At 66.5% G+C, this 24,417-nt stretch carries 25 protein-coding genes and 1 tRNA gene; 8 read left to right on the plus strand and 18 right to left on the minus strand.

What is annotated here, in order from left to right:
- Positions 1-758, plus strand: a 758-nt coding sequence (locus AOM45_RS51635) for a hypothetical protein (protein ID WP_201779869.1), incomplete at its 5' end; no start/stop codon positions are given.
- Between the two features lie 107 nt (positions 759-865).
- Here the strand turns inward: AOM45_RS51635 and AOM45_RS00010 are convergent.
- The 3 genes from AOM45_RS00010 to AOM45_RS00020 all read right to left on the minus strand — a co-directional run bounded on the left by AOM45_RS00010 (position 866) and on the right by AOM45_RS00020 (position 4,037).
- Positions 866-2,146, minus strand: a complete 1,281-nt coding sequence (locus tag AOM45_RS00010; protein WP_236703025.1) for an IS4 family transposase — start codon at positions 2,144-2,146, stop codon at positions 866-868.
- 179 nt (positions 2,147-2,325) lie between these two features.
- Positions 2,326-3,141, minus strand: coding sequence for a glutamate ABC transporter substrate-binding protein (locus AOM45_RS00015; protein WP_030471755.1), 816 nt, complete (start codon positions 3,139-3,141; stop codon positions 2,326-2,328).
- An 83-nt stretch (positions 3,142-3,224) separates the two neighbouring features.
- Positions 3,225-4,037, minus strand: a complete 813-nt coding sequence (locus tag AOM45_RS00020) for an oxygenase MpaB family protein (protein ID WP_030471754.1) — start codon at positions 4,035-4,037, stop codon at positions 3,225-3,227.
- Between AOM45_RS00020 and AOM45_RS00025 the strand changes: the two genes are divergently transcribed.
- Both AOM45_RS00025 and AOM45_RS52115 read left to right on the plus strand, forming a co-directional pair.
- The gene (locus tag AOM45_RS00025; RefSeq protein WP_236703026.1) at positions 4,036-4,482 is read left to right on the plus strand and encodes a PPOX class F420-dependent oxidoreductase; all 447 of its coding nucleotides are present in this window, start codon (positions 4,036-4,038) and stop codon (positions 4,480-4,482) included. The two genes, AOM45_RS00020 and AOM45_RS00025, sit on opposite strands and share 2 nt — an antisense overlap.
- An 85-nt stretch (positions 4,483-4,567) precedes the next feature.
- A complete protein-coding gene (locus AOM45_RS52115; protein WP_030471752.1) occupies positions 4,568-5,044 on the plus strand; it encodes a hypothetical protein in 477 nt (158 codons plus the stop codon).
- On the opposite strand, the gene AOM45_RS00035 is transcribed toward AOM45_RS52115, so the two are convergent.
- From AOM45_RS00035 to AOM45_RS00045, 3 genes are read right to left on the minus strand one after another with little or no spacing between them, the layout of a single operon-like run.
- On the minus strand, positions 5,041-9,477 hold the full coding sequence (locus tag AOM45_RS00035; RefSeq protein ID WP_030471751.1) for a DNA repair ATPase: 4,437 nt from the start codon (positions 9,475-9,477) through the stop codon (positions 5,041-5,043). The genes AOM45_RS52115 and AOM45_RS00035 overlap by 4 nt on opposite strands.
- Entirely contained in the window at positions 9,474-11,399 is a 1,926-nt protein-coding gene (locus AOM45_RS00040; RefSeq protein WP_030471750.1) for a flotillin family protein, read from the minus strand. Before AOM45_RS00040 ends, AOM45_RS00035 begins: the two co-directional genes overlap by 4 nt.
- Before the next feature lie 3 nt (positions 11,400-11,402).
- Positions 11,403-11,933: a hypothetical protein gene (locus tag AOM45_RS00045; RefSeq protein ID WP_030471749.1), complete on the minus strand. Its 531-nt coding sequence runs from the start codon at positions 11,931-11,933 to the stop codon at positions 11,403-11,405.
- 107 nt (positions 11,934-12,040) lie between these two features.
- Here AOM45_RS00045 and AOM45_RS00050 point away from each other — a divergent pair, with 107 nt between their 5' ends.
- The gene (locus AOM45_RS00050; protein ID WP_030471748.1) at positions 12,041-12,838 is read left to right on the plus strand and encodes an LLM class F420-dependent oxidoreductase; all 798 of its coding nucleotides are present in this window, start codon (positions 12,041-12,043) and stop codon (positions 12,836-12,838) included.
- Positions 12,839-12,849: 11 nt separating this feature from the next.
- On the plus strand, positions 12,850-13,758 hold the full coding sequence (locus tag AOM45_RS00055) for a CobW family GTP-binding protein (RefSeq protein WP_030471747.1): 909 nt from the start codon (positions 12,850-12,852) through the stop codon (positions 13,756-13,758).
- 2 nt (positions 13,759-13,760) lie between these two features.
- Here AOM45_RS00055 and AOM45_RS00060 read toward each other — a convergent pair whose 3' ends face one another.
- Both AOM45_RS00060 and AOM45_RS00065 read right to left on the minus strand, forming a co-directional pair.
- Entirely contained in the window at positions 13,761-14,870 is a 1,110-nt protein-coding gene (locus AOM45_RS00060) for a serine hydrolase domain-containing protein (protein WP_030471746.1), read from the minus strand.
- Between the two features lie 100 nt (positions 14,871-14,970).
- Entirely contained in the window at positions 14,971-16,044 is a 1,074-nt protein-coding gene (locus AOM45_RS00065; protein WP_030471745.1) for an aldo/keto reductase, read from the minus strand.
- Positions 16,045-16,230: 186 nt separating this feature from the next.
- Between AOM45_RS00065 and AOM45_RS00070 the strand changes: the two genes are divergently transcribed.
- Positions 16,231-16,306, plus strand: a tRNA-Lys gene (locus AOM45_RS00070).
- A 74-nt stretch (positions 16,307-16,380) separates the two neighbouring features.
- On the opposite strand, the gene AOM45_RS00075 is transcribed toward AOM45_RS00070, so the two are convergent.
- The 9 genes from AOM45_RS00075 to AOM45_RS00115 all read right to left on the minus strand — a co-directional run bounded on the left by AOM45_RS00075 (position 16,381) and on the right by AOM45_RS00115 (position 22,438).
- Entirely contained in the window at positions 16,381-17,562 is a 1,182-nt protein-coding gene (locus AOM45_RS00075; RefSeq protein WP_030471744.1) for a tyrosine-type recombinase/integrase, read from the minus strand.
- The gene (locus AOM45_RS00080) at positions 17,562-17,756 is read right to left on the minus strand and encodes a helix-turn-helix domain-containing protein (protein ID WP_030471743.1); all 195 of its coding nucleotides are present in this window, start codon (positions 17,754-17,756) and stop codon (positions 17,562-17,564) included. Before AOM45_RS00080 ends, AOM45_RS00075 begins: the two co-directional genes overlap by 1 nt.
- A gap of 16 nt (positions 17,757-17,772) precedes the next feature.
- Complete coding sequence (locus tag AOM45_RS00085) at positions 17,773-19,377, minus strand: replication initiator (RefSeq protein ID WP_030471742.1); 1,605 nt, start codon at positions 19,375-19,377, stop codon at positions 17,773-17,775.
- A complete protein-coding gene (locus tag AOM45_RS00090; RefSeq protein WP_030471741.1) occupies positions 19,374-20,837 on the minus strand; it encodes an FtsK/SpoIIIE domain-containing protein in 1,464 nt (487 codons plus the stop codon). The genes AOM45_RS00085 and AOM45_RS00090 overlap by 4 nt, the downstream gene beginning before the upstream one ends.
- Positions 20,834-21,118 carry a hypothetical protein gene (locus AOM45_RS00095; protein ID WP_030471740.1) on the minus strand — a complete coding sequence of 95 codons (285 nt, stop codon included), beginning with the start codon at positions 21,116-21,118 and terminating at the stop codon, positions 20,834-20,836. Before AOM45_RS00095 ends, AOM45_RS00090 begins: the two co-directional genes overlap by 4 nt.
- A gap of 157 nt (positions 21,119-21,275) precedes the next feature.
- Positions 21,276-21,527 carry an AMED_5909 family protein gene (locus tag AOM45_RS00100; protein WP_236703027.1) on the minus strand — a complete coding sequence of 84 codons (252 nt, stop codon included), beginning with the start codon at positions 21,525-21,527 and terminating at the stop codon, positions 21,276-21,278.
- Positions 21,514-21,774 carry a hypothetical protein gene (locus AOM45_RS00105; RefSeq protein WP_030471738.1) on the minus strand — a complete coding sequence of 87 codons (261 nt, stop codon included), beginning with the start codon at positions 21,772-21,774 and terminating at the stop codon, positions 21,514-21,516. The genes AOM45_RS00100 and AOM45_RS00105 overlap by 14 nt, the downstream gene beginning before the upstream one ends.
- Positions 21,774-21,962 (minus strand): hypothetical protein, encoded by a 189-nt coding sequence (locus AOM45_RS00110; RefSeq protein ID WP_229694045.1) that lies wholly within the window; start codon positions 21,960-21,962, stop codon positions 21,774-21,776. Before AOM45_RS00110 ends, AOM45_RS00105 begins: the two co-directional genes overlap by 1 nt.
- Positions 21,963-21,985: 23 nt before the next feature.
- Positions 21,986-22,438, minus strand: coding sequence for a hypothetical protein (locus AOM45_RS00115; RefSeq protein WP_030471736.1), 453 nt, complete (start codon positions 22,436-22,438; stop codon positions 21,986-21,988).
- A gap of 159 nt (positions 22,439-22,597) precedes the next feature.
- Here AOM45_RS00115 and AOM45_RS00120 point away from each other — a divergent pair, with 159 nt between their 5' ends.
- Positions 22,598-23,341: a DUF5919 domain-containing protein gene (locus tag AOM45_RS00120; RefSeq protein ID WP_030471735.1), complete on the plus strand. Its 744-nt coding sequence runs from the start codon at positions 22,598-22,600 to the stop codon at positions 23,339-23,341.
- Positions 23,342-23,352: 11 nt separating this feature from the next.
- Complete coding sequence (locus tag AOM45_RS00125) at positions 23,353-23,826, plus strand: NUDIX hydrolase (RefSeq protein WP_030471734.1); 474 nt, start codon at positions 23,353-23,355, stop codon at positions 23,824-23,826.
- Here the strand turns inward: AOM45_RS00125 and AOM45_RS49015 are convergent.
- Entirely contained in the window at positions 23,811-24,353 is a 543-nt protein-coding gene (locus AOM45_RS49015; protein ID WP_081902569.1) for an HD domain-containing protein, read from the minus strand. The two genes, AOM45_RS00125 and AOM45_RS49015, sit on opposite strands and share 16 nt — an antisense overlap.
- Positions 24,354-24,417 lie beyond the last annotated feature (64 nt).

Here is a 24,417-nt window from a genome sequence, read left to right on the forward strand (position 1 = left end):
AGGTCGGCCTGGTCTTCGACCGGCGTGTGCAGCATGGCCGCAAGCGGCCCACGCCCGGCCGCTTCCGCACCCGTGTGCTCACCGACGGGGTGACGCCCAGCCTGCACATCGACTACAAGGCCAGCCGGATCAAGCAGTACCACAAGCTCGGCCGGGCGCTGCGCACCGAGACCACCATCAACAACACCCGTGACTTCAAGATCGGCAGACGGCTGACCAACCTGCCCGCACTGCGGCAGATCGGCTTCTCCGCCAACCGACGCCTGCTGCGCGTCCAACGACTCAGCCACGACCCGATCACCGGAGCCGACGCCTTCCACACCACCTGCGACCCGATCCTCACCCAGGCCGGCGACCGGATCCCCGGCCTGCGGTTCACCGACCCACGCGTCCACGCCCTGCTGCACACCCTGCTGGTCTTCCGGCTGCACCTGCACGGCTTCACCAACCGCGACCTGCGGCAGACCACCAGCGAACTGCTCGGCACAGCGCAGCCCATGACCACCACCCAAGCCAGCTACGACCTACGCCGGCTGCGGCACCACGGACTAATCGAACGCATCCCGCACACCCACCGCTACCGCGTCACCAACACCGGCCTGCACACCGCGATGTTCCTCACCCGCGCCCACGACAGACTCCTGCGCACCGGTCTCGCCCAGCTCACCAGCCCCCAGCCGACCCGGTTGCGCACAGCGGCCGACGCCTACGACAAAGCCGTCGACCAACTCGCCCACCAAGCCGGACTCGCCGCATAACCACCAGCAACCCCAGCTGATCAACCAAACTCGCCTCGATCTTCACGACTTCGGTCGGTCAAGCCCTCTAGCTCCAACGCCGTGTAGTTAGGCGGTTGTCGGGGCTGTCAAGGTTCAGCGGGGACGACGATGTCGATGCTGATGGTGGCCTTGTAGGTGGTGCGGTCGACGTTGCCTTTGGCGTTGTATTTGGAGATCGCGCGTTTGACGACGCGTGGTCTGGTGCGTAGTCGCCGGTCGGGCATGAGGTTGGCCAGCACGTGGGTGCCGATGGTGCCGACCAGGGTGATCACGGTGTCGGCGATGACGCCCGCGGCCAGCACGAGCTGGTCGCGGGCGGTCTGCAGGGCGACGGTGAAGCTGGCCCGGTCCGCTGCGGTGCTGGGGCGGGTGTCGGTGGCGTCGGCCATGGTGGTGCGCAGGAGCTGGTAGGTGACCAGCAGGGCGTAGACCTCCTGGGTGATGCCCTGCGGGGTGCGGGCGCGCAGGACGCGGCCGCCCAGGATGGTCGATTTCAGCTCCAGGAAGGCGGTCTCGATCTCCCATCGCTGGTGGTAGAGGGTGACCAGCTGGCCGGCTGGATGGCGGTGGTGGTCGAGCAGTGTGGTGACCAGCCGGTAGAGGCCGGTGTGACGGCCGGTGCTGGTGGTGATGGTGATCTCGGCGTCGATCACGCGGACTCGTCTGGATCCCAGCGTGGACAGGTAGGAGCCGTCCGGGTAGCGGGCCAGGACGGGGAAGTTGCGGCGGTCGGTGTAGCGCACCAGGACCTCGGCGCCGGTCGCGGCGAAGCCGCTGATCAGGTCGCGGCCGACGAGGCCGTGGTCGAGCAGCACGATCATCCCCTCGCGCAGGGAGCGGGCCAGTCGTGGGGCGTAGGTGGTCTCACCGGCGTCGGTGGGGCCGAACACGGCGTCGATGAGGGTGCGGGTGCCGCAGGCGACCAGTGCGAGAAGCCGGATCTGCGGGTAGCCGGAGCCGCCGTTGTTGCAGCGGTGTTTGGTGTAGACGCTCAGGTTCGCCGGGCTGTCCGCGACGGTGAGCATGGTGCCGTCGACAGCGCAGACGAGCAGCCCGCGCCAGCGGACCGGTGTGGGCGAGGGGCCGCGCAACAGGTCGAACAGCCACTTCAGTGGTGCTGGGCCGAGGCGGCGGCGTGCCTGATGCAACGCGCTCGCGGTCGGCGTGGCGGGGCTGAGACCGTCCAGGGACGCGGTGAGCTTGCGCCACACGCCGGGATAGCCGAGTTCGGGAAACAGGCAGGCGGCCAGCAGCAGGTACACCACCACACGCGAGGGCAGGTCCCGGACACGGGACTGGACCGCGCGGGTCTCGGCGAGCGCCTCGTCGACCATGTCGAACGGCACCGCCTGGGTCAGCTCGCCCACGTGCCCAGGCGCGAACGGCCCCTGGGCCACAACGACTTCACGGGTAATGACAGACTGTGTGTGCAACGGAGTTCTCTGCGGATAGCGATCTTGGTCGACGCTGTTCTAGCAGGAACTCCGTTGCCTCGTTTCAGCCGCCTTGACAGCCAGCCAACGCCGCTAACTACACGGCATTGGAACTAGCTCTTCTCGGTGATCTGGGGTGGCTGCGGGATCTCGTAACCCGACGGACCGACGTTGCGTTCGAGGGCCCGCTTCCACTCACCGCTCGAGATCATCTTCTCGATGGCCTCGTTCACGGCGTCCCGCGACTTGGCGTCACCCTTCGGCACGCCGATCCCATAGCGCTCCTTGGAGAACGTCTTGCCGACGAGCTTGAGCAGCTCGGGGTTCTCGGCGGCGAACCCGGCGAGGATGACCTCGTCGGTGGTGACGGCGTCGACGTTGCCCGCCATCAGGGCGATCACGCAGTCGGAGTACTGGCCGTACTCGACGATCTGCACGCCCTGGGCGTAGTCCGTCTTCACCTTCTGCGCGGACGTGGATCCCTTGACCGAGCACAGCTTGCGGCCGTTCAGGGTCTCCGGACCCTGGATGGACTGCTCGGTGAAGCGGACCAGCATGCCCTGGCCCGTCTCGAAGTACGGGCCGGCGAAGGCGACCTTCTCCTTGCGGGCGTCCGTGATCGAGTACGAGGCGATGATCAGGTCGGCCTCGCCGTTCTGCAGCATCGACTCGCGGGCGGCGCCGCGCGCCTCCTTGAACGTGATACCGCTTTCCTGCACGCCGAGCTCGTTCGCCACGTACCTGGCCACGTCGACGTCGAAGCCGACGTACCGGCCGTCGAGCCGCCGCTGGCTCAGGCCCGGCTGGTCGTAGCGGATGCCGATGGTCAGCTTCCCGGTGTCGGCACGTCCGATGACTGTGCTCGTGTCACCGCTCCCACAGGCGGTGGCGAGCACCGCTACGGCAGTGATGAGCGCAGCACGACGGATCACGACAGGCCTTCCAGGGGGTGGTGTGGAGTCGTGAGCAATGCTACGTACCTGCGGCGATGATCAACTGTGATGTGTGACAACTACGGCAGCCGCGATCGGCTCGGTGTCACATGCCGGCCGTGTCGTTCGATCGCACGCCTGAGGTGACCGGGCGGAGCGAGCCTCCTGATCTTGCCAGGCACCAAAAGCGCAGCTCGGCGCATCATTCGCAACCACAGATCGGCTCGCGCGTACGGCTCGCGGCCGTGCAGTTCGAGCGCCCAATCGGGTAGCACCGAATACGCCAGGTGGCCCACCAGAACCCGGTAGAGCGGGAGTCCGTGGCGGGTCCAACCTTGCACGGGCGGACCGTGCAAGAAGTCGTAGATCACGTCGGAATCAGCTGTCCGGCGCAGCTCCGGACGCATCCGATCGAAGTAGTCCTCCATCTCGCGGCGCGATCCCGGGACCTCGTCCTCGTGCAGACCGACCAGAGTGGCCGCGAAACGCTGCTCTGCGTAGTACCGGTCCTTCTGCCGGTTCGTCAACCCATAACCCGCACGGTCGAGAACCGTCTCGAAGCAGTAGACCTCCGAGCAGTGCACCCACAGCAGCAGCTCGGGCTCGTCGACGCGGAACGTCCTGCCGTCGACGACCCCGCGCAGGCTGCGGTGCGTGGCCCGCACCCGTGCCGAGGCCTGCGCGATCTCCTCGTCGGTGCCGTAGACACCCAGACCGACGAAGTCCGCCGTTCGCTTCAGCCTGCCCAGCGGATCTGCCTGGAAGTTCGAGTTCTGCACCACACCTGCGACGGCCTTGGGGTGCAGTGCCTGCAGGTAGAGGCTCGCGATCCCGGCGATCCACATCGTCGGGTCGGCGTGCATCTGCCAGCTGACGGAGTTCGGATCGGGCATGCGGACATCGTCCCGCCTCGCCAGGATGAAGACCATGGACCTCGACCAGGCACGGGAAGTGCTCCGCAGTCAGCACCGCGCGGTGTTCTGCGCCATGAAGTCGGACGGCACGCCGTCGATGTCGCCGGTGCTCGTCGCGTTGGACGACAACGGCGACGCGCTCGTCTCCACCCGAGCGACGGCGTACAAGACGAAGCAGGTCCAGCGTGATCCGAACGTCTGGCTGTGCGTGCTGCCGGACAGCTTCTTCGGCCGGTGGATCCAGATCACCGGCACCGCGACGGTCGTGCCGTTGCCGGAAGCGATGGATCTGCTGGTCGAGTACTACCGGACGATCTCCGGAGAGCACGACAACTGGGACGACTACCGGGCCGCCATGCAACGCGAGCAGCGGGTCGTTCTGCGCATCTCGCTGACCGGTGCGGGGCCAGACAAGACAGGATGAGGCCCGCGAGTAACACCGTTAGCGGGCGAAACGATTCCACGGGGACGGCGGCTACCGGGCAGGCGGAACCTGGGGAGCAGAAGCGATGACTGGTGTCAGACGCCGCGGCTACCTGACAGCCGCGGTGGCGGTGATGGGTGCGGCCCTGCTCACAGGGCTGCTCGCGACGCCTCCGGACAGACCGGTGGACATCCGGCTGGTGGCACCGCCACCTCGTCCGCCCGAGGTCATCACCGCGACCGCCACCACGGCCGTCTCGGCCGTCGCCCCCGAGCTGCGACCTCCGCCTCCCCCTCCGCCACCACCGCGGCAACCCGGCGGTGTCAAGCCGCCACCGCGGCACAAGCCGCCGGTCCCGCCGCCTCCTCCCCAGCAGTTACCACCGAACCTGTTCGACTTCCTGCGCTGTGACCACGACTACCTGGGCGTCATCGACCTGGAGCGCTGCCTGGAGTGGCCTCTCGACGACACCAAGGACTTCTGCAAGCTGCTGAAGGAGCAGCAGAAGTCGCAGCCGATCGACCTCCGCGCCCTCGGCTTCGAGGAACTGGACTGCCACTAGCGGGTCTTCAGCTCCCGCAGCTTCCTGAGGTTCGCCTCGGCGAGCCCGCCGAGCAGCTGCGCCTCGCCCAGGTAGTGGTCGTCGATCAACGCCTCCACCTCGTCGTCGTTCATCGCCGGCACGATCCTCGCGGCCATCCGGTTCATGTTGCGGTAGCTGCCCTGCAGCAGGAACGGTTCCCCAGACGGGTCCGCGGCGGACGCGATGTAGGCCTGGTTGACCTTCAGCACGACCTGCTGGACCCGTTGCAGCTTGCGGACCACGGACAGCATCCGTTCCAGCTCGACGGTCTCGTACTCGTGCCGGACGCTCTCGCCGTTCGCGAGGCGCACCAACGGTTCCACGTCGACGCCGTTCAGGGTCGGGTTCGAACCGGACGCGTTCTCCAGGTAGCTCAACGCGAAGAGGGCATCGCGCCCGGACAGCACGTCACCGAGGTTCCACACGTCCGCGCGGTTCGCGAGCATGTCGGGAACGCGGAACGCGCGCCCGGTCTCGGTGTACGGGTTGCCCGCCATCGACACCGCGAAGCGCTTGCCCCGCAGGTCGAACGTGCGTGTCTCACCGTCCCACACGCCGTCAACGCGTCGTTGTGCATCGCACAGCGAGATGAACTTCTGCAGCAGCTCAGGTGATGTGTGCTGGATGTCGTCGAGGTGCAGCAGAACGTTGCTGCCCAGGGCGAACGCGAAGTTGATGCGTTCGACCTCTTGGCGTGCGGTGGCATTCGGTGCCTCCTCCGGGTCGAGCGAGGTGACGCCGTTGCCCAGCGCCGGGCCGTTGACCTTGACGAACACCATGCCCAGCCGGTTCGCGACGTACTCCATGAGCGTCGTCTTGCCGTAGCCGGGCGGGGAGATCAGCATCAGCAGGCCGGTGCCGTCGTTGAGCTGCTTGGCGAGGTTGTCGCCGATCAACGGCAGGTACACCTCGTTGAGCAACCTGTTGCGCACGAACGTGTTCAGCACCGCGGGCCGGTAGTCGTCGAGCCTGAGCCTGCGGCGTTCCTCGGCGAGCAGCTCGTCGCGCCGGCGCAGGTAGGCGCGGAACGCGGGCACCCGCTCGGTCGTGAACGTCCTGAGCCTGGTGAGGGTTTCGTCCAGACGCAGCTCCATCGACTGGTTGCTCACGCGCGGGTGCGTGCCGAGCAGGCCGGTGACGGTCTCGCTCAGCGCCGCGCTGGAGTCGTAACGCGGCAGGTCGGTCAGCAGGACCGCGACGACCTCGGGAAACTCGGGGCAGTCCTCGTCGCCGAGGAACGCGTGCAGCCACGCCTCGATGAGGTCGCGGTCGTGCAGTTCCTCGGTGACCACGGCGCGGAACCTGTCGATCACCGTGCGGGCGGCCTTGCTGGTGACGAATCCCCTGGGCTCGCAGGCGAGTTCCTCGAACAGGTACTCCGCCGCCAGCTCGTCGATACCGAACTGCTTCGTCAGCTCACGAATTCCGTGCGTGCCACCGAAGATCGTGCGGGCACGGGCCAGCGACTCGGCCTTGCGCGACCACACCGCCCGCTGGTCTTCCGGTTGTTCCGACCAGAAGATCTGCGCTCGAGCGCGGGTGGCCGGCGGGTACCTCAGCAGTTCGGCGTCGGCGTGAAGTCGTTGCAGGACAGCAAGGATCTTCTCGGCGTCGTGGTCGTGGACGCCCTTCTCGTAGCCCTCGTCGTACCGTTCCGCGGCGGCGTTCGTGACGTCCATGCGGCCTTCGGCGAGCAGGCAGCCGGCGAGGTGCTCCGACCGGTAGACGTCCTGGGTCTCGCTCACCAGCAGCTGGTCCCAGAACGCCCTGGTGCCGGCGAACTCCGGATCCCTGACCTCGCTGCGGTAGTCGGTGCCGGTCACGGCGTAGAACACGCTGCCGTCGCGCGGCACGAGCGTGAGGTTCATCGGCTCGGTCGTCACCGGGAAGCGGTGACGACCGAGCACGATCGACGCGCCGTCGTACAGATCGGCCCGGTCGCGCAGTGCCCGGCCTCCCTCTTGCCGGGCATCGCGCAGACTCGCGTCGAGCTCGTCGGCCCGCACGTCACCGAGGTTTCTGAGCTCCTCGGCGACGTTGCGGACCTTGGCGACCATGGGGTCGCCGGCGAAGTAGGTGTTGATCTCGTCGGTCGAGGTGAGCTTGCCGAGGCGACGGCGGATCGTACCCAGCACCCGTTCGGCGGACTGCACGAGCCGGTCGGCCTTGCGCGCCCGTTCGTCGAGCAACGTCTGCTTGCGCGCGGAGAAGGCTTCGTAGACGTCCGTGCGCTTGGCGCCGACCTGGACTAGGAAGTCGTCGAACTCGCCGAACCGCGACTCCAGGTTCTCCAGTTGGAGGAGGAGTCGCCCGAGCTGGTCGTCGCAGCGCTGCGGGGTGTCCGCGACGGACAGCGCGCCGGTGATGGCCTGGCCGAGCAGCGCGAACTCCGCGGCGAACTCGGCACGGCCCTCGGCGTTGGCGAGCTGGGCACGGCGACCGTCCACAGTGGCCCGTGCGCGGTTGACCGCGGCCAGCACCTCGCCGATGCTCGCCAGGATCTGCGTGCGGGTCGTGGTGTCGGCGGCGTCGAGCGTGCTGACGACCTCGGTCAGCACCTCCAGGCCCGCCTGCTGCTGCTCCAGCCGTTCCTTGAGCGGCTTGGCCTCGGCCGCGGTCTTGAGCTCCGCGGCCGCGATCTGCTCGATCTCCTCGTGGTACTGGGCGAACGCGCCCTCACCACTGAGGAACGCGACAGCCCGCCGTGCGGACGCGCCCAGCTCCTCGACGAGTTCGGCCTCACGCCGGTCGATCTCTTCGAGGTCGACGTACTTCAGGTCCTTGAGGGTGATCAACCGGCCCTGCGCGGACCGCAGGTCGGCGAGCAGCCGCACCCACTCGTCGGCACTGCGCGGCGCGGCGGACCTGGCGAGCCTGACGAGCGAGGCGAGCTTCTCGGAGGCGGTGCGGAGCTGCCCCGCGGCGTGCTCGGTGAGCGTGCGGACGGCCTCGAACTCGTCCAGCACCTGCTCGGCGGTGGCGCGGACGGCCAGGACGTCCTGCTTGAGCCCCAGCTCGTCGAGCCAGTGGACACCGTCGACCACCCTGGTGCACAGCGCGATCAGGCCCTCGAACACCGGCGCGCTCGGGGTCATCTCGGCGCTCATCCTGGTGATGGACAGGCAGTCCGAGATGCCGCGGACCAGTTCGGCGTTGCCGATGCGGGCGAGCGGGCCCGCCTGCTCGGGCAGCACCTCGTCCTGCACGAACGGCGTGCGCCAGACCTGCATCGGGTGCACCCGCACGGGGTCGGAGCCGGTCTCGCGGAAGACCACCAGCGTGCCGTCGGCGAAGAGGCAGTAGCCGTGGCAGGTGATCGGCGTCGCGACTTCCTTGCGGATCACGTTGTAGGGCAACAGCAGGCTGCGGCCCTCACGGCGGGCGTGGTAGACGAACAGCACGTCCTCGCCGTTCGCCGATTTGACGACCCGCTCGAACTCCAGGTCGTCGGTGTCGACGTCGAACGTCTTGTCCGCGCCCGTGACCAGGTAGTAGCCGCCGGGGAAGATGATTCCCTGGTCCTCCGGAAGCCGTTGGCAGGCCTGGCCGATGCCGTCGAGCCTCACCACCGCCTTGGTGCGGGTGTTGAAGACGAGGTGCCGGAAGGCCGTCTCGTTGTACGGGCGGATCCTGAGCAGGATCAACGGGCCGACGCGGGCGTAGTGCACGTCGGCGTCCGCGAGGCTCTGCAACGGCTCGTCGACGGGCTCGTCGTAGACGCCCTCGCCGACCTCGGTGTTGTTCTCGATCTTGACGGTCAGCGTGCCGCCGACCGTCTCGACGAAGACCTCGTTCTCGATCGCGATGTGCGGGTGCCGGCCGAGCACGTGCTGCTCACGGGTCGTCTCGACCCACGTGACGTCGTGCGAGGGCGGGAACACGTGGTCGCGGTCGCCGCGGTTGTCGAGGTAGGTGACGGTGCCGTCGACCGCGATGTCCCAGCGCAGGACGCGGATGTCCTCGATCCGCGCGCCGGTCTGGAACACCGCGAGCAGCCGTGACTCGACGGTCCGCAGCTGGAGCAGCCGCGTCTCGCGGTAGTAGCGGTAGAGCTCGGCGAAGTCGTTGCGGAACCTGGGGTCCTGCAGGAAGTCCGCCTCGACCGCGGTGAAGTCCCTGCCGTGCACCGCGAAGACGTCGCTGACCGTCGTCTCGGGCTTGAGACCCATGAACACGTTGTAACCGAACAACATCTGCTCGCCGAGAGCGACGATGTCCCGCGGCACGCAGTTGTTCTCGGTACGGATCCGTTCGGTGGCGAGGAGTTCGAGCGCGGTGCTGCCGAACGTCTCGACGCGCTGGGCGTTCAGCGCTTCCGTGCTCCGGGCGAGCCCGGCGGCCTGTTCGGCCAGCCGGGCCCGCAGCACCTCGTAGGTTCCGGCGTCCAGTCCAGAAGGTGTGGACACCGTCATGCGTTCTGGCCGTTGTTCTTGGCCATCTGGGTCAGCGCGATCGCCGCGGCGATGTTCTGCGCGTCACCCGTCGTGAACGAGCTGAGGATCTTGGTCAGGTCCTCCGGGAAGTTCGAGGTCCCGTCCATCCACTTGGCGCCCAACGCCTGCACGACGTCGGAGTGGCCGACGAAGCTGTCGACCTGCTTGCCCGCGGTGATCGCGTTCGCGATCTTGTCGAAGAACATCGTGTCGCCACCGACGATGTCGATGTCGGCCTTCTCCAGGCCGGCCGCGAGGACCACGGCCTGGGCCTCGGCGACCTGGCGCTGCACGTCGATGCCCTTGAGCCGGATCTCCTTCTCGGCCTCGAGACGCAGGCGGTACTCCTCGTGCTCGCGGGTGGCGGTGTCGAGCGCGGCCATGGCCTCTGCCTTGTGCGACAAGCCTTCCGCTTCGCCCTTGAGGCGTTCCTTGATGCCCTCGGCGTCGGCCAGGGCCTTCTCGCGGTCCACCACGGCCTCGGCGCGGCCGACCTTCTCGATGGCCTCGGCGTCGCGTTCCTTGACCTGGACGTTCGCGAGGCCGGCCGCGGCGGTCTCGGCCTGGATGCCCTCGGCGAGGCGGATCTTGGCACGGGCGTCGAGGTCCGCGGCCTGCTGGCGCGACTCGGCGAGCACGACGACCTCGCGGGCCTTGTGCTGCGCGGCCTGTTCCGCGGCCTCCGCGGCCTTGATGTCCTTGACCAGCGACTGCTGCGCCTCGGCCTCGGCCATGATCACGATCTGTTGGCGGTCGCGTTCGGCCGACTCGACCGCACGCAGGCGCTTGATGTTCTCCTCCTGCTCGGCCACGGTCTTCTCGACCGCGACCCGCTCGCGCACCAGGTCGGCGATGGCGCGGCGCTCGTGCTCGAGCTCCTTGTCCTTCTCGATCATGCGCAGCGCGGTCTCGCGTTCGCGCGCGATGACCTCCAGCATGCGGTCCTTCTCGATGCGCTCGGTCTCGACGGCGATCACGCGCTCGCGGTTCTTCTCGGCGACGGCGATCTCGCGGGCCTTGTTCTCGGACTGGATGCCGAGCTGCTCCTCGGTGCGGATGAACGCGGTGTTGGCCTTGAGGCGTTCCTCGGCCTGCACCTTCTGGGTCTCCGCCTCCTGCTGCGCGCGGGCCGTCTCGATCTCGCGCTTCTGCCTGATCTCCGCGTCCGCCTGACGACGTTCGAGCTCCAGGATCGCCTCACGCGCGCTGACGTTCTGGCGCGTGATCTCCTTCTCCTCGTTGCGGGTGAACTCGTTGGTCTTGACGTGCTCGATCGCGGTCAGCTCGGTGATCTTGCGGATGCCCTGCGCGTCCAGGATGTTCGCCGGGTCGAGCTGCTTGAGCGGCGTCTGCTCCAGGTAGTCGATGGCCGCGTCCTCGAGGCTGTAGCCGTTGAGGTCGGTGCCGATGACCTGGACGATCCGGTCGCGGAACTCGTCGCGGTGGGTGTAGAGGTCCACGAAGTCGAGCTGCTTGCCGACGGTCTTGAGCGCCTCGGAGAACTTGGCGTTGAACAGCTCCTGCAGCGTCGCCTCGTGGCTCGCGCGCTCGGTGCCGATCGCCTGCGCGACCTTGATGACGTCCTCGACGGTCTTGTTGACCCGCACGAAGAACGTGATGCGGATGTCCGCGCGGATGTTGTCCTTGCAGATCAGGCCCTCGTTGCCGGCCCTGCGGATCTCGATGGTCTTCACCGAGATGTCCATCGTCTCGCATCTGTGCAGCACGGGCAGGACGACTGTGCCGGTGAAGGTCACGTCGACCTTTCTCATCTTCGAGACGATGAGCGCCTTGCCCTGTTCGCACTTCTTGAACAACCTGCTCAACGTGATCGTCGCGAGGATCAGCACGACCACGATCACGGCGATCAGCACGAGCAAGCCCGTCGAAATCGCACCCATTTGTCAGCCCCCTGTGGTGATGTCCACGACCCAGAAGAACTCGCCCTCTGCGTCGTAGTCGAAGATCAGCGCGGTCTGTCCCGCTTTCAGTTCGGTGCTCTGCGAGGCTCGCACCTGCACGACCGCCGTTCCGCCGTCGTCGGCGGTCACCTCGGCCTGCCCGTAGTTCTCGGTCACCCGCGCTGTCTTCACGATCGCCGTGCGACCCACGAAATCGTTGCGGGACGCGGGTTTCTCCGGCTTGGTCCAGTTCCTGACCGGGATCAGGAGGATCTTGGTGAGCAGCGCGCCCACGAGCAGCGCGCCGAGGAGGACGACGTACCGGAGCTTCCCTTCCGGCGTCATGACCGTGCCGACCAGCGCCGCGAACCACGTGATCAACACGAAGAGCGAGATCGAGATCGGCAGCACCGGGGCGTGGAGGTGGTCCATGCCGATCAGCGCCGCCGTGAGCCAGTACGCCAGCACCACGAGCACCAGGAAGCTGAACAGCACGGTCGGGAACGCCAGCGCGGCAGCAACGAACTCGGTCATCCTCGCCCCCCCTTCTTGCCCCTCAGATGTTCTGGAGGCGTGATCCGTTGCACTGATACGCGAGTTTTCGCGGGAATGACAGAGGTCACTCGGCAGTTGTTCGGATCATGGACATCGGGGTGCAGGGGCTGAACTTCGGCGACACCGCCGGACCGGACGAAACGCGACGACTCGCTCAGCTGGCGGAGTCCCTCGGCTATCACTCGTGGTGGGCGTCTGATCACGTGGTGCTGCCGTCGCCCAAGGTCGACCCGTCACCGTCCGAACCGGACACCGTGATCGTGGATCCGATCGCGCACCTCGGGTTCGTGGCGGCCTCGACGTCCCGGCTGGAGCTCGCCACCGGCATCCTGATCCTGCCCCAGCGCAACCCGTTGGTGCTCGCGAAGCAGGTGGCGTCGCTCGACCTGTTGAGCGGCGGGCGGTTCACGCTGGGCGTGGGCGCGGGCTACCTGGAACCGGAGATGACCGCGGTGGGCGCGTCGTTCGAGGACAGGGGCGCGCGGACCGACGAGTACCTGGACGCGATGGACCAGCTGTGGCACTCGCCGTCGCCGTCGTTCGACGGCAAGTTCGTGTCGTTCTCCGGCGTCGACGCCCATCCGCGGCCGTCCAACGTGCGGGTGGTCGTCGGCGGGCACAGCCCCGCGGCGTTCCGGCGAGCGGTGAAGCGCGGCCAGGGGTGGTTCGGCATCGGCACGCCCGACGACATCCGCGGCCACCTCGCGCGTTTTCTCGACCGGCCGGCCGGGTTCCGGATCAGCGTGTCCGCGCAGGTTCCCCTGTCGGACTCGGTGATCAAGGAGTACGAGGACCTCGGCGTGGACGAGCTGGTGATCTACCCGCCGGCGTTCGACGGCACCGTGGACGAGGTGCTGAAGCGCAACGCCGAGTTCATTGGCTAACCTCGGTCGGCGTGATCCCCGTCGTCGTGCTCGCCGGCTTTCTCGGTTCCGGCAAGACCACCCTGCTCAACCACCTGCTGCGCACGTCCGGCGGCACGCGGATCGGCGTCGTGGTGAACGACTTCGGGCGGATCAACATCGACGCGTTCGCGGTGTCGGCCCAGGTCGACTCGATGGTGTCGCTGTCCAACGGCTGCCTGTGCTGCGCGGTCGACGGCACCGAGCTGGACTCCATGCTGTCGAAGCTGGCCGCGGCCGACCTGGACGTCATCGTGATCGAGGCGTCCGGCCTGGCCGAGCCGTCGACGCTGGTCAGGATGGTGCTCCAGGCGCCGGGGGTGACGTACGGCGGCTTGATCTACGTGGTCGACGCGGTGGAGTTCGAGGCCGTGCCGGACCTGTCACGTGATCTTTCGCTGGCCGACCTGGTGGTGCTGAACAAGGTCGACAGGGTCTCGTCGCTGCCGTCGCTTCCCTGTTCGGTGCCGGTGCTCCCCGTGTCGTACGGGCGAATCGATCCCGCGCTGCTGTTCGAGGTGCGCCCGCCGGACCTGGGGCCGCGCCAGCTGTCGTTCGACGACCTGGAGGACCACTCGACGCACGCGCACGCAGTTTACGACAGCGTGTCGTTCGAGTCTGCGGATCCGTTGCACCCCAAGCTGTTCATGGACTTCCTGGACGCGCGCCCCGAGGGGTTGTTCCGCGCCAAGGGTTTCGTGCAGTTCCCTGGCGGCACGTTCATGCTGCACACCGTCGGCTCCTACGTCTCGTTCACACCGGTCGAGCCCGCCCCGACGCAGCTGGTGCTGATCGGGGCGGGCATCGATCCGGACTCGTTGACGGACTGGCTGATGGCGTGTGTGGCGGACGGACCGGTCACCGAGCAGGACATGCTCTGGGTGCTCCGGTACGCCCGCTGACCTCACTTCTCGCAGAGCGCCCTGTCCACAGTGGACAGGATCTCGTCGTGCGCCTTCGCCGCTTCCTCCGGCGTGTCCTGGAACGTGCCGGGAAGGGCCGTCACCGCGACGGAGAACGCCTTGCCGTTGGGCGCCACACCACCACGCGTCTCGAACCCGTGGATGTCGCCGCCGTGCCCCCAGTACCGGCCACCGCACGTGAGCGGCGAACTCGCGATGCCGAGCCCGTACTCGACGCCGGGCCACATCTCGCCGGCGGTGTCGACGGTCTTCTGCATCTCGTCGAGCTGGGCCTTCTTCAGCAGATCACCCTTCAACAGCCCGCGGTAGAAGCTGTTGAGGTCGGTGGTGGTGGAGATGATCTGCCCCGCCGCCCAGCCCCACGACGGGTCGAGCTCGGTGACGTCCTCGATCCCGTTGCCGGTCCTGGAGTACCCGTGCGGGTGCCGGCCCCGAATGGTCTCGTCACCGACACCCGGCCAGTAGGTGTCCTTCAGCCCGAGCTTCCGGACGATCCGCTGGTCGACGTTCTCGGCGACCGGCCGCCCGGTGACCTTCTGGATCAGCAGCCCCAGCAGCACGTAGTTCGTGTTGCTGTACTTGAACTTCGCACCGGGCTCGTTGGTCACCGGGTGCGCGACGCCGACGGCGAGCAACTCGTGCGGTTCGAGGTACCGGTGCCGCACCTCCTCGAACTTGTCGAGTCCCAGGTACTGCGTGTAGTTCGCGAGCCCGCTGGTGTGGTTGAGCAGCTGCCGCACGGTGATCCGGTCGTCCTTGACCGCGCCCGGCAGGTAGTGGTTGATCGGCTTGTCGAGCTCGACCTTCCCCTCCCCGACGAGCTGCATGACCACGGTGGCGACGAAAGCCTTGGTGTTGGACCCGGCTCGCACCTGCCCGTTCCGCGGAACGGGCACGCGCTTGCCCAGCTCAGCCGTGCCGGACGTGTACTGCACCGCCCTGCCGTTCGCCTCGGTGACGGTGCCGAGCGCGGCGGGGAACTCCTTCGCGAGCCCGTCGAGCCGCTTCTGGAGCTGGTCACCGGGCGCGGCCATGGCCGTTCCGCTGCACAGCATGGCCACGGCCAGCACTCCTACCAGCGTCTTCTTCATCGTGCGCCTCCCCTTTTCCGTCGATGGGGAGAGACTTCCAATTCTTCTTCGGCCACACAGTCACGCACGCTGCCGATGACCAGGTGAAGCAGGCTCCACCTCAGTAGCGAACGCTGCTTTGCCGGAGCGGCGGGTAGACGGCGGACGCCTCGCCGTCCACCGTCGTGCCGGCGAACTGCAGCATGGCCCGCAACTCACCGTGCAGCGGCGCGGGGTAGTTGAGGTCGGGCCGGGAGACTTGGTCGAGCTCCTGGATCTGATCCGCGGTGAGCACGACCTCCTGGAGATTGCTCTCCAGGTGCTCCAGCCTCCGCGCCCCGATGATCGGCACGACGGTGCCCTTCTGCGCCTTCAACCAGGCCAGCGACACGGCCGCCGCAGTGGTGCCCGCCTCCTCGGCGATCTTGTTCACCACGTCGATGACCTTGAACTCGTCCTCGGTCGGCGGGTTGACGAAAGAGGCACGCTCCGAGTCGCTGACCTGCACGTTCCTCCGATACTTGCCACTGAGGAACCCGTTCTTGAGCGGACTCCAAGGCACCAGCGCCATACCCATGTCCCGGGCCATGGGCGCGATCTCCCCCTCGACAGTCCGCGCCAGCAACGAGTACTCGACCTGCAACGCGATCAACGGCGTCCACCGGTTCAGCACGGCCATCGTCTGGGCCTGCGCCGTCACCCAGGCAGGCACGTTGGAGAACCCGATGTACCCGACCTTGCCCGATCCCACCAGATCGTCGAGCGCCGCGAGGGTCTCCTCGACGGGGGTGTTCCGATCCCAGTTGTGCATCCAGTAGAGGTCCAGGTAGTCCGTCTGAAGACGCCGAAGAGTCTCCTCGAGCTGCCGGCGGATCGCCGTGCGCCCCGCCCCGCCGCCGTTGGGGTCGCCGGGGTGCATGTTGAAGAAGAACTTGGACGCGAGCACCACCCGATCGCGAATCCCGTTGGCCTTCAGGAAGTCGCCGAGGATCTTCTCCGAGTGCCCGTTGGTGTAGAAGTTGGCGGTGTCGACGAAGTTCCCACCGCGATCGAGGTAAGCCTTGAGGATCTTCTCCGACTCCTCGACACTGCAGCCGGCAGATCCGGGGTCCTCGCCGAAGGTCATGGCGCCGAGGGCAGCGGGGCTGACGCGGAGGCCGGAGCGGCCCAGGGTGACGTAGTGGTCGAGCGGCATTTGGCTGGCTCCTTGGAGGGTTCGTTCGTTGTGCTCCAAGTTCAGCCGGTTGCGGTTGGCGGCGGTACGTCGATCCGACCTCGGTCTTGCCTGATCCTCTCGCTCTCGGTCGGCGGGGTGCGTCAACCGTGAGGTTGGCAACCCGGACGACACACGGCGGGGTAGATCGGTAGGCTGTCCCGGCGAGGGCTGCTAGCTCAATTGGCAGAGCAGGAGACTTTTAATCTTCGGGTTCAGGGTTCGAGTCCCTGGCGGCCCACCAAACCCCCAGGTCACAGGCCTGGGGGTTTCGCTTTGTCCGGGTCTCCCCACACTTAACCCACACAAAACCGCTGGTCATTCAACTTCGTCGTCTTCGGCTTGATCGTCTTTTGGCCCGCCGAGCGCGTCCTCCAGGGCGTCAGCGGCCCGCCTGTCGACCAGCTTCCGACCCATGTAGGTGTCCTGCGTCATCGACGGCCGAGCGTGGCCGAGCTGGTCCGCGACCTGCCGCGCGGAGAGCCCCGCCTCATCGAGGATGGTCGCCGCCGTCTTCCGGAAGACGTGCGAGGTCACCCAGGCGAACTCGTCACCGCCCCGCGCCTTCCGGAGGTCCTTCCGGGTATTGGACGGGTCACGGAGTCCACCGAGGGCATCCGGGAAGACCGGCCCGTTCGGGAAGCTCGTGGTCTTGCGCCTCCTTCGGAGCATGTCGAGCGCCCATCGTGGGAGCAGGAGCGTTCGCTCACCGGCCTCCGTCTTGGTCGACTTCCTGATCAGCCCGACGCCCTTGACCCGGATGACCGTGTAGTTCACGGCGACCGTGCCGGCCTCGAAGTCGACGTCCTCCCAGTAGACGGCCAACGCCTCGCCGATGCGGACGCCCGTGGCCATCATGAAGCGCGACAGGTCAGGTAGGTCCCGCTTCACGGCCTTCGGATCGGACTCCAGCATCTCCAGCCAGAGAATCCGCTCCTCCAGCGTGAGCGCCCGCGGACTCTTCTTGCGGCCAGCCTCCAGCGGCTCCACCTCCCTGACCGGGTTCGTGTCGAGCGCCTTGTCCCGGACAGCGATTCGCAGAGCCCCCGAGATCACCGAGCGAGCCGTCTTCGCCGTATCCACGCTGACCGACCGCCACAACGCACTCAGGAATGCATCGATCCGCGCCACCGACATCTCATGAATCCGCAGCTCACCAAGGCCAGGCAACACGTGCCGATCCATAATGCTTCGATACGTGTCGACGCTGCTCGGCGACCTCTTCCCAGCGTCAGCGAGCGCCTGGAACTTCGTGAACCACTGGTCCAAGGCCTCCTTGAACCGGCTGTCTCGGGTCAACGAGTTACCGGACGGCCCCTTGCGTTCGGCGAGGGCTTTCTTGAGGCTCCGTTCTGCCGCCGTCTTGGTCTTGGCCCACCGCTCCACCGGCCGTGTCTTGCCGTCGTAGTCGCGATACTTCGTGGTCGCACGCCAGCCTGAATCCGTTTGATAGCAACGAATCGCGCCGTATGTGCCGATGTCTAGAGGCGGACGCGCCATCAGGCCGCCTCCTCAAGCAGGTGCTCGAACCAGCTCCGCACCTCGGACGGCAGGTACCGCAGATGCTTCCCCACCCGCCGAGCAGGCGGACCGTAGTTCTTCGTTCGCCAGCCGTAGAGCGTGTGGACCGGGACGTTCAAGAAGAGTGCGACGTCGCCGACTGTCCACAGTGGCTCAAACTGTTGTGCGTCCATGATTTCTCCCCCTAGGTCAAGCAGCTTGCGGTGTTGCCGAACTCCCCGGAGGTCCGGCAGATGCGAGCAGCGCGGCCGTGTATTCGGCCTTCCACCTGCGGCGCTCTGCGACAGCGCTCAGAAGCAGGTGCGCCCGCGGAGGCACATTCGGGTCACCGGGCTGGACGTTGTTCCAGACGAGGCGTTGTGGCTGGTCATCGGGCTTGATCCCGACATCGGCCAGCAGTTGCCGAACGAATGCCTTGCGGTCGTGCTTGTGGTCCGCGAGCGACTTCCCCGACCACTTCCGCGACACCAGCACCCGCCGACCAGCAACGCCGAGCGTGGTCCGCTTGTGCGCCTTCCCCTTGCACGTCCCCGGCACCGTCGACAGCCGAGCCCCACGAGGCTGCACGCCGTAGAGCAACCACAGCCCGCATTGCGGCGAGCAGGGCGTGACCGCAAGCTCAGCGCACAGCCGTTCGGCGTGGTCTTCCTGCCGCGCGGTCTGCGCCTCGAAGCACTCGTTGATGCTCTTGGTGAGGTACTTCGTCAGGTAGCCGATGTGACGGCCGGCTTCCTCCGTGCCGCCGAGGATGCCCTTGGAGTGCACCTGCACCCCGAACCGCGCTACGTGCGCCGGTCGCTCGACCTCATCAAGCGCCTCTTCCCAGGTAGGCAAGGCCCTTCGGGTCTGCGGATCGACAAAGCCTTTGGCACGCACGTCCCACACCGGCAGGTTGTCGCCGCTGTACTTGATCTCGTTATGCGCAGGCCACCAGACCTGGTGATACGTGGCCTCAGCGACCGCCCGCAGCTCTGCACGGGAGATGCTTCCTCGAACCGCCGCGTGCCAGTGCGGAGCGAGCCGCCGCTGTGGTTCGACGGCGGAGAAGTACTGGACCTCCCAGCCGACGCAGCGGCGAAGGTTCTGCACGAACCGGTCCAGCAGCGCCGCGAAGTGCACAGCGTCCCGAGCCGCACGGCGGTAGTCGTACCGCGAGGGATCAACAGGCGTGCCGTCGCTACGCACCTTGCCGTAGCTATCGAGCGTCAGCGTGAGAAACGTCGAAGGCTGGTACTTGCCGCCGAAGACCTTGCCAACGGTGCGCTTGCTGACCGTCCGACGAGGCAGGTTCGGAGCGTCCTGACGCCGCTTGGTCGACCGCTTCCGCGCACCCTTGAGCGGGACCTCCAGAGAGGGGAGTGAGCCGCGGACTCCGAGTTGCCGAAGTTCTTCGTCGACCTCCGCGACCTCCTCCCGCACCTCCTCCGCGCCAACCTCGTCACCCTCATCGAGGGCCAGGCGGAAGGCCTTGACCAGGTCAGCCCGGTACTCAGTCAGCTCCCGCTGATCGTTGCTCGGGGCATTCGGCGTGAAGTCCGGTTCGTCGGTCAGATGCCATCCCTCACGACACTGCGCCATCCGCAGACGCCGGTTCTTCTCCGCACAGGTAGGGCAGACACTCGCGACCGTCGAGCCACACGGCACGGGCACGATGTCCACGCGTCCGGTGTCGAGGTCGATCCGTTCCTTGGCCAGCGGCCGAACGCACACGCCGTGTTCCTCGGCGACAGCACGAGCGATATCGAGCGCGGCCGGCTGCTTCATCCGCTCCGAGCGGTTCAGGTACTCAGTCATGCGGCAGCCCTCCCGTCAGTCAGCTCGGGGAACTCGTGGACGGTGGCCGGAGCGAGGTAGACGCCCAGTTCGACCAGGTCCGCGTCCGTGACGTGGAAGGCCCGCGCGCGTTCGGGTTCGCGCTGCCCGTCCTCCTTGAGCCAGGCGACACCAGGCGTGTTCTCGCTGATCTCATGAGCCGCCGCACCGCGTTGCCGGACGCCATCGCCCAGGACCATGTCGACCTGCACCGGTTCGTCCAGGCGCAGCGCCACACGGGTCGTGAAGAGGTGCCGGAAGGCGACCACTTCCTTGCGCGGGTCCTGGACCAGGCCGACCACGGCGTAACCAGGAGCACGGCCTTGCGAGGTAATCGTCTGAACCGCACGGGTCGCGCGCTCACGCAGGTTCCGGTCCGGCTGGTAGGCGATCAGGTCGGCCAGCTCATCCACGATCAGGACCGTGAACGGTTCACCAGTGTTGCGAGCCCAGAGCCGCCGAATGCCTCGGTATCGCGAGGCACGCTCCTTGACCTCTGCGGCGATTTCTTCAAGCAGGGCAACAGCTTCCGACCCATTGTCGTAGATGACCTTCTCGAACGCGTCCGGACACTGACCAAGCTCCATCCCGCCCTTGGGATCGATGCCGACGAGTCGGACCATGCCGGCCTTGATAGCCGGGGCGAGCTGCCAGACGATCGACCACAGCACCGAGCCCTTACCGGCACCGGGCACGCCGACCACGAGCACCTGCGACCCGAGCAGCTTCAACCGCCAGGGCTTCCCGGTCTCGGTACGGCCGACGACCACACGCTTGAGGTCAACTTCTCCGGCATCGGCGAGCTGCGGCACGACCACGGGACGCGACAGCGGGTCAGCATGGATGAAGTCGAGCTCAAGCACGCGCGGCTTGAGCACCCTGACCCGGCAAGACCGGGCGTTGAACGAGTGCGCCAGGTTGTCCCGACGTGCTTCCCATTGCTCCGGTGACTGCGCGGGGATCATCCGCACCCGGACCTTGTCCCGCCAACCCTCAGACCGGACTCGGCGCAGCTTCGGGAGGTACTCCTTCCCGCGGACTTCCTTCGCAAGCTCGGCGAGCCGCATCACGGTGCGCCATTGCGGCACGTAGACAGTCAGCCGCCGCCACTCGGTCAGCAGCCGGTACCAGCCGTGCCGTAGGAACGACGCCCGATCGAGGCCATACCAAACGGTCAGGGCACACACGAGCGACAACAGAGCCAAGACCAGCGGCGACAGCCCGAACTGCCGATAGGCGACATAGCCGCCGAGGCCAAGCGTCACCACAATCGGATAGTGGGTGGCCAGCACGGTGAGCTTCACGGCCAGACGGACCGTCAGCCACACCAGTGCGACCGGCGCGAGCACGAGCTTGACCCAACTGGGAAGCCATACCCACCAAGGAACCTGCGGACGAGCGCCCTCGAACGGAGCAGGATCGACCCAACGATTGCCCTTCATCGCGCACCGCCCGAGCACGCGACACACTGGAAGACGCTGCCAACGCTCGGGATGCGCCCAATGGGCAGGAACGCTCCCGCACCAGCGGTGTGCTGCGCCTTGCAGGTCAAACACTCGAAGCCCTCAGCCTGTGCGGCCGTGAGTTCCATCGTCTCCAACGAGCCGCCGTCGAGCATGACGACGTAGCTGGAGACGGCTTGCTTGCTGGCGATCATTCGATCCCACAGCAGTTGCTTTGTGGCCCCGTCTAGCGCACGAATGCGCTCAGGCTTTACGCTCATCGTTGTTCGCTCCTGAGTTGGGTGGACAACGCAGGAGCGGCGAGGTTGGTAGCCGGGTTCCGCTCCTGCGTCTCACGTTCTCTTTGCGCCGCAACAAGACGCGCGGCATCGACACGTGACCCAGCAGAGTCACGCGCTCTGTCCAAACAGGACTTATTTAGCTCTTGCGGAGCTTGATCGCCTCGCCCTTCTCACGCTCACGAGTCGCCCAGTACAGGGCCTCGTGGTGGTGACTCCGGTCGGTCTCCGCGACCCGCGCATAGATAGCGGCCGAGCGGAGGTAGTAGTCCTTCAACACGCCAGGCTTGGACTTCGGGTGAGGAAGCAACTTGCTCAAGACGTCATGCGCTTCGCTAAGCGTCCTGACCTGCTCCGCCAGGCCCCAATGCATCAACTCAACCGCGGCCATCAGAGTCTCCCTCCGCAAGGGCGTGACGCCCCTCCTGACTGCCGAGGTGATCCGCCAGCTTGGACGCCTCACGCGACAGCTCCCGACAGAACCGCATCAGCACGTCCGACCCGCCAGGGAACGGCGGGAGCTGGATCGCGATGTTGACCGGGTCCAGGTAGATCACCAGTGCCGGAACCTGCGGCGTCACGCGAACCATCGCCGCAGCTGCGTCACGCCCAGGCGTGCAGGTGGCGTTGAAGCCCATCACTGCCCACCTTCCTGCCGAGCAGCCGACGCCTGAAGCGCCTTCCACCCCTCGTCCAGGACCTCCCGCAGCCGAGGCACCGCGTCGCGGTCGACCACGAGCACCACAGGGAACGCCTTGCCGAACCGCAGCTCGACCCGGTCAGCGAACGGCATCGCGAGGGGACGCATCGGGAGATCGGCGGTCACGTGGACCCGCACCATGTCTGGCATTACGCAGCCTTAGCGGCAGGCTTGCTGACAGCCGGCTTCATGCCAGAGGCCCGCAAGCTGTAGCCCAACTTCGCCCGGCACCGGTGACGCTCACCGGCGTGCGTGGCACGGCAGCCCTTGTCATCGATCCACGGCGTGACCGTCAGCCCCTCGAAGACCACCGGCCGCACGTCCGTACCGGGGATCGCCTCCGGCGGCACCGGCTGGTGAGGTGCGGAGATCTTCACCGTGACCACCGCGTCCGTCTTGCGCTCGGCCGCCTGGTCAATCACCAGCACCGACCACACCAGTAGACCCGTCTCCTTGTCCTTCTCCTGCTCTACCGGCAGCCCCTTCGCCCGTTCATCGGCGGACTGGAACTTCAGCACCGGTTCCACGCCCATGACGAGCGCGCCCCTCGGGAACACGAAGTCATGACCCGCCGGGAGCCTGCTCCCACCTGTGATCGCCATCGTCTTGCTCCTGTCGTCTGTGCCGCCTGACCTGCTGTCAGCCGTTCTCGACACCTACGACTTTCGACGAAACACGAGGACGCAAGCACCGCACAGCGGGATTTCTGAGGACGTCTCTGTTACGTTGAAGTCGTCCCTAGTCATCCCTCGGGAGGGCAGATGGCCAACGACCGCCTACGCGAAGCGTTGCTACGCAACGGCTTGAGCCTCGACCACGTGGCCCGCGCGACCGGCGTCGACCCGAAGACCGTCGAACGCTGGATCACCAGGGGACGCATCCCATACCCGCGCCACCGCAATGCCATCGCGTCGATGGTCCGCGAGACCGAGCACTACCTCTGGCCCGATGCAGTAGCCGCGGACCGCAAGGCCGAGATCGCCGAGTCCGAGGTCGTGAAGGTCTACCCGCACCGCAACAACATTCCCGCGGACTTGTGGGACCGGCTGCTCAGCGACGCCACCGAGCACATCGAGGTCCTGTCACTCGCGGCGCTGTTTCTAGTCGAGCGGCCGATGTTCGCGAAGGAGCTGCGTGCGAAGGCCGAGAACGGCGCGAAGGTCAGGCTGTTGTTCGGCGACCCGGCCGGCCGAGAGGCATCCCGACGTTCCGAGGAAGAGCAGCTAGGCAAGGGCACTGTTGCTGCACGCATCCGCAACGCGCTGGCGTTCGTCCGACCACTGGTTGATGTGCCCAACATCGAGATCCGTCTGCACAAGACCACGCTCTACAACTCGGTCTTCCGCTTCGACGATGAGATGATCGTCAACACCCACGTCTACGGGTTCCCTGGTGCCCACGCTCCGGCGCTGCACCTACGACGACTGTCCGCTGGGGACCTGTTCGAGACCTACTCCGAGAGCCTGGAGACCGTCTGGGCTTCCGCGAAACGCACGACATTCTGAGGAGCCGCAACGTGGCCCGCACCGACCATTACCACGACCCGAACGCCCCCAAAGCGACCAACATCGTCGTGGCCGTGAGCGCGTTCGTGCAGGACGAACACGGCCGACTGTTGATGATCCGGCGCACCGACAACGACCTCTACTCGATCCCAGGCGGAGCACAGGAGGTCGGCGAGACCATCGGCCAGGCGGTCATCCGCGAGATCAAGGAAGAAACGGGGATCGATGTAGAGCCCACGGACATCATCGGCATCTACTCCGACCCTAAGCACGTCATCGCCTACACGGATGGCGAGGTACGACAGCAGTTCTCAATCTGCTTCCGGGCACGGCCGACCGGTGGCAACCTGCGGCTGAGCAACGAATCAAGCGAGGTCCGCTGGGTGAGCCGCGAAGACCTAGGCGTACTGAACATCCACCCGTCGATCCAACTCCGGATCAAGCACGGGTTCGATGAGCGATCGACGCCTTACTTCGCCGTGTAGTCGATTCCCGCTTCACGCAACCGGCTCTCAGTTCGCTCAACCGAAGCGACAATTTCAGCCTTGGCTTGGCGAATAAATAGTGTCACGATGTTTTCTGCCCCATAGCGCTTCTGGATCTCCTCAATTCGATCATGCACATTCGTCACTTTGCCCTCCGGCGTGGTTGTCATGTCAGCCCACCAAAGCGCATCCCTAACCGGAGTCTGCTCATCGCGCCACCCTGCCAGCTCAGCAGAAAGTCCTCGCAGTTCCGCCTCCACGTACGCACACGAATGATGCGCAACTAGCGCACAAAGGCGCTCTGATGCCTTTATTGATTTCAGGTATCGAGCACCGTCGTAAGGATGAAATCCCGTATGCGCCACGCCAGGAGCGTATCCGATATCATGAAGCAGCGCTGCAGCCAGGAGCATCTCTCGGTCATCTGTGTCGAATAGCCTCGCTGACTGCTCAGCACGCACACTCACACCCTGCACATGCGCCCACCTCTTCGGCAATACCAATGCAAGCTGCGCAGAGGCGACCATACGCGCCCAGTCCGGTAGTCCCACATTCCACCCTTAAGCACACAGGAGAAGCTAGACGTGACAC

Source organism: Lentzea aerocolonigenes, assembly GCF_000974445.1.
GTDB lineage: Bacteria > Actinomycetota > Actinomycetes > Mycobacteriales > Pseudonocardiaceae > Lentzea > Lentzea aerocolonigenes.

Coding starts and splice junctions, on each gene's coding strand:
- AOM45_RS00025 (WP_236703026.1), top strand. CDS start 4,036: ATGCGGACATCGTCCCGCCTCGCCAGGATGAAGACCATGGACCTCGAC.
- AOM45_RS00020 (WP_030471754.1), bottom strand. CDS start 4,037: ATGCCCGATCCGAACTCCGTCAGCTGGCAGATGCACGCCGACCCGACG.
- AOM45_RS52115 (WP_030471752.1), top strand. CDS start 4,568: ATGACTGGTGTCAGACGCCGCGGCTACCTGACAGCCGCGGTGGCGGTG.
- AOM45_RS00035 (WP_030471751.1), bottom strand. CDS start 9,477: ATGACGGTGTCCACACCTTCTGGACTGGACGCCGGAACCTACGAGGTG.
- AOM45_RS00040 (WP_030471750.1), bottom strand. CDS start 11,399: ATGGGTGCGATTTCGACGGGCTTGCTCGTGCTGATCGCCGTGATCGTG.
- AOM45_RS00045 (WP_030471749.1), bottom strand. CDS start 11,933: ATGACCGAGTTCGTTGCTGCCGCGCTGGCGTTCCCGACCGTGCTGTTC.
- AOM45_RS00050 (WP_030471748.1), top strand. CDS start 12,041: ATGGACATCGGGGTGCAGGGGCTGAACTTCGGCGACACCGCCGGACCG.
- AOM45_RS00060 (WP_030471746.1), bottom strand. CDS start 14,870: ATGAAGAAGACGCTGGTAGGAGTGCTGGCCGTGGCCATGCTGTGCAGC.
- AOM45_RS00065 (WP_030471745.1), bottom strand. CDS start 16,044: ATGCCGCTCGACCACTACGTCACCCTGGGCCGCTCCGGCCTCCGCGTC.
- AOM45_RS00075 (WP_030471744.1), bottom strand. CDS start 17,562: ATGGCGCGTCCGCCTCTAGACATCGGCACATACGGCGCGATTCGTTGC.
- AOM45_RS00080 (WP_030471743.1), bottom strand. CDS start 17,756: ATGGACGCACAACAGTTTGAGCCACTGTGGACAGTCGGCGACGTCGCA.
- AOM45_RS00085 (WP_030471742.1), bottom strand. CDS start 19,377: ATGACTGAGTACCTGAACCGCTCGGAGCGGATGAAGCAGCCGGCCGCG.
- AOM45_RS00090 (WP_030471741.1), bottom strand. CDS start 20,837: ATGAAGGGCAATCGTTGGGTCGATCCTGCTCCGTTCGAGGGCGCTCGT.
- AOM45_RS00095 (WP_030471740.1), bottom strand. CDS start 21,118: ATGAGCGTAAAGCCTGAGCGCATTCGTGCGCTAGACGGGGCCACAAAG.
- AOM45_RS00100 (WP_236703027.1), bottom strand. CDS start 21,527: ATGGCCGCGGTTGAGTTGATGCATTGGGGCCTGGCGGAGCAGGTCAGG.
- AOM45_RS00105 (WP_030471738.1), bottom strand. CDS start 21,774: ATGGGCTTCAACGCCACCTGCACGCCTGGGCGTGACGCAGCTGCGGCG.
- AOM45_RS00115 (WP_030471736.1), bottom strand. CDS start 22,438: ATGGCGATCACAGGTGGGAGCAGGCTCCCGGCGGGTCATGACTTCGTG.
- AOM45_RS00120 (WP_030471735.1), top strand. CDS start 22,598: ATGGCCAACGACCGCCTACGCGAAGCGTTGCTACGCAACGGCTTGAGC.
- AOM45_RS49015 (WP_081902569.1), bottom strand. CDS start 24,353: ATGGTCGCCTCTGCGCAGCTTGCATTGGTATTGCCGAAGAGGTGGGCG.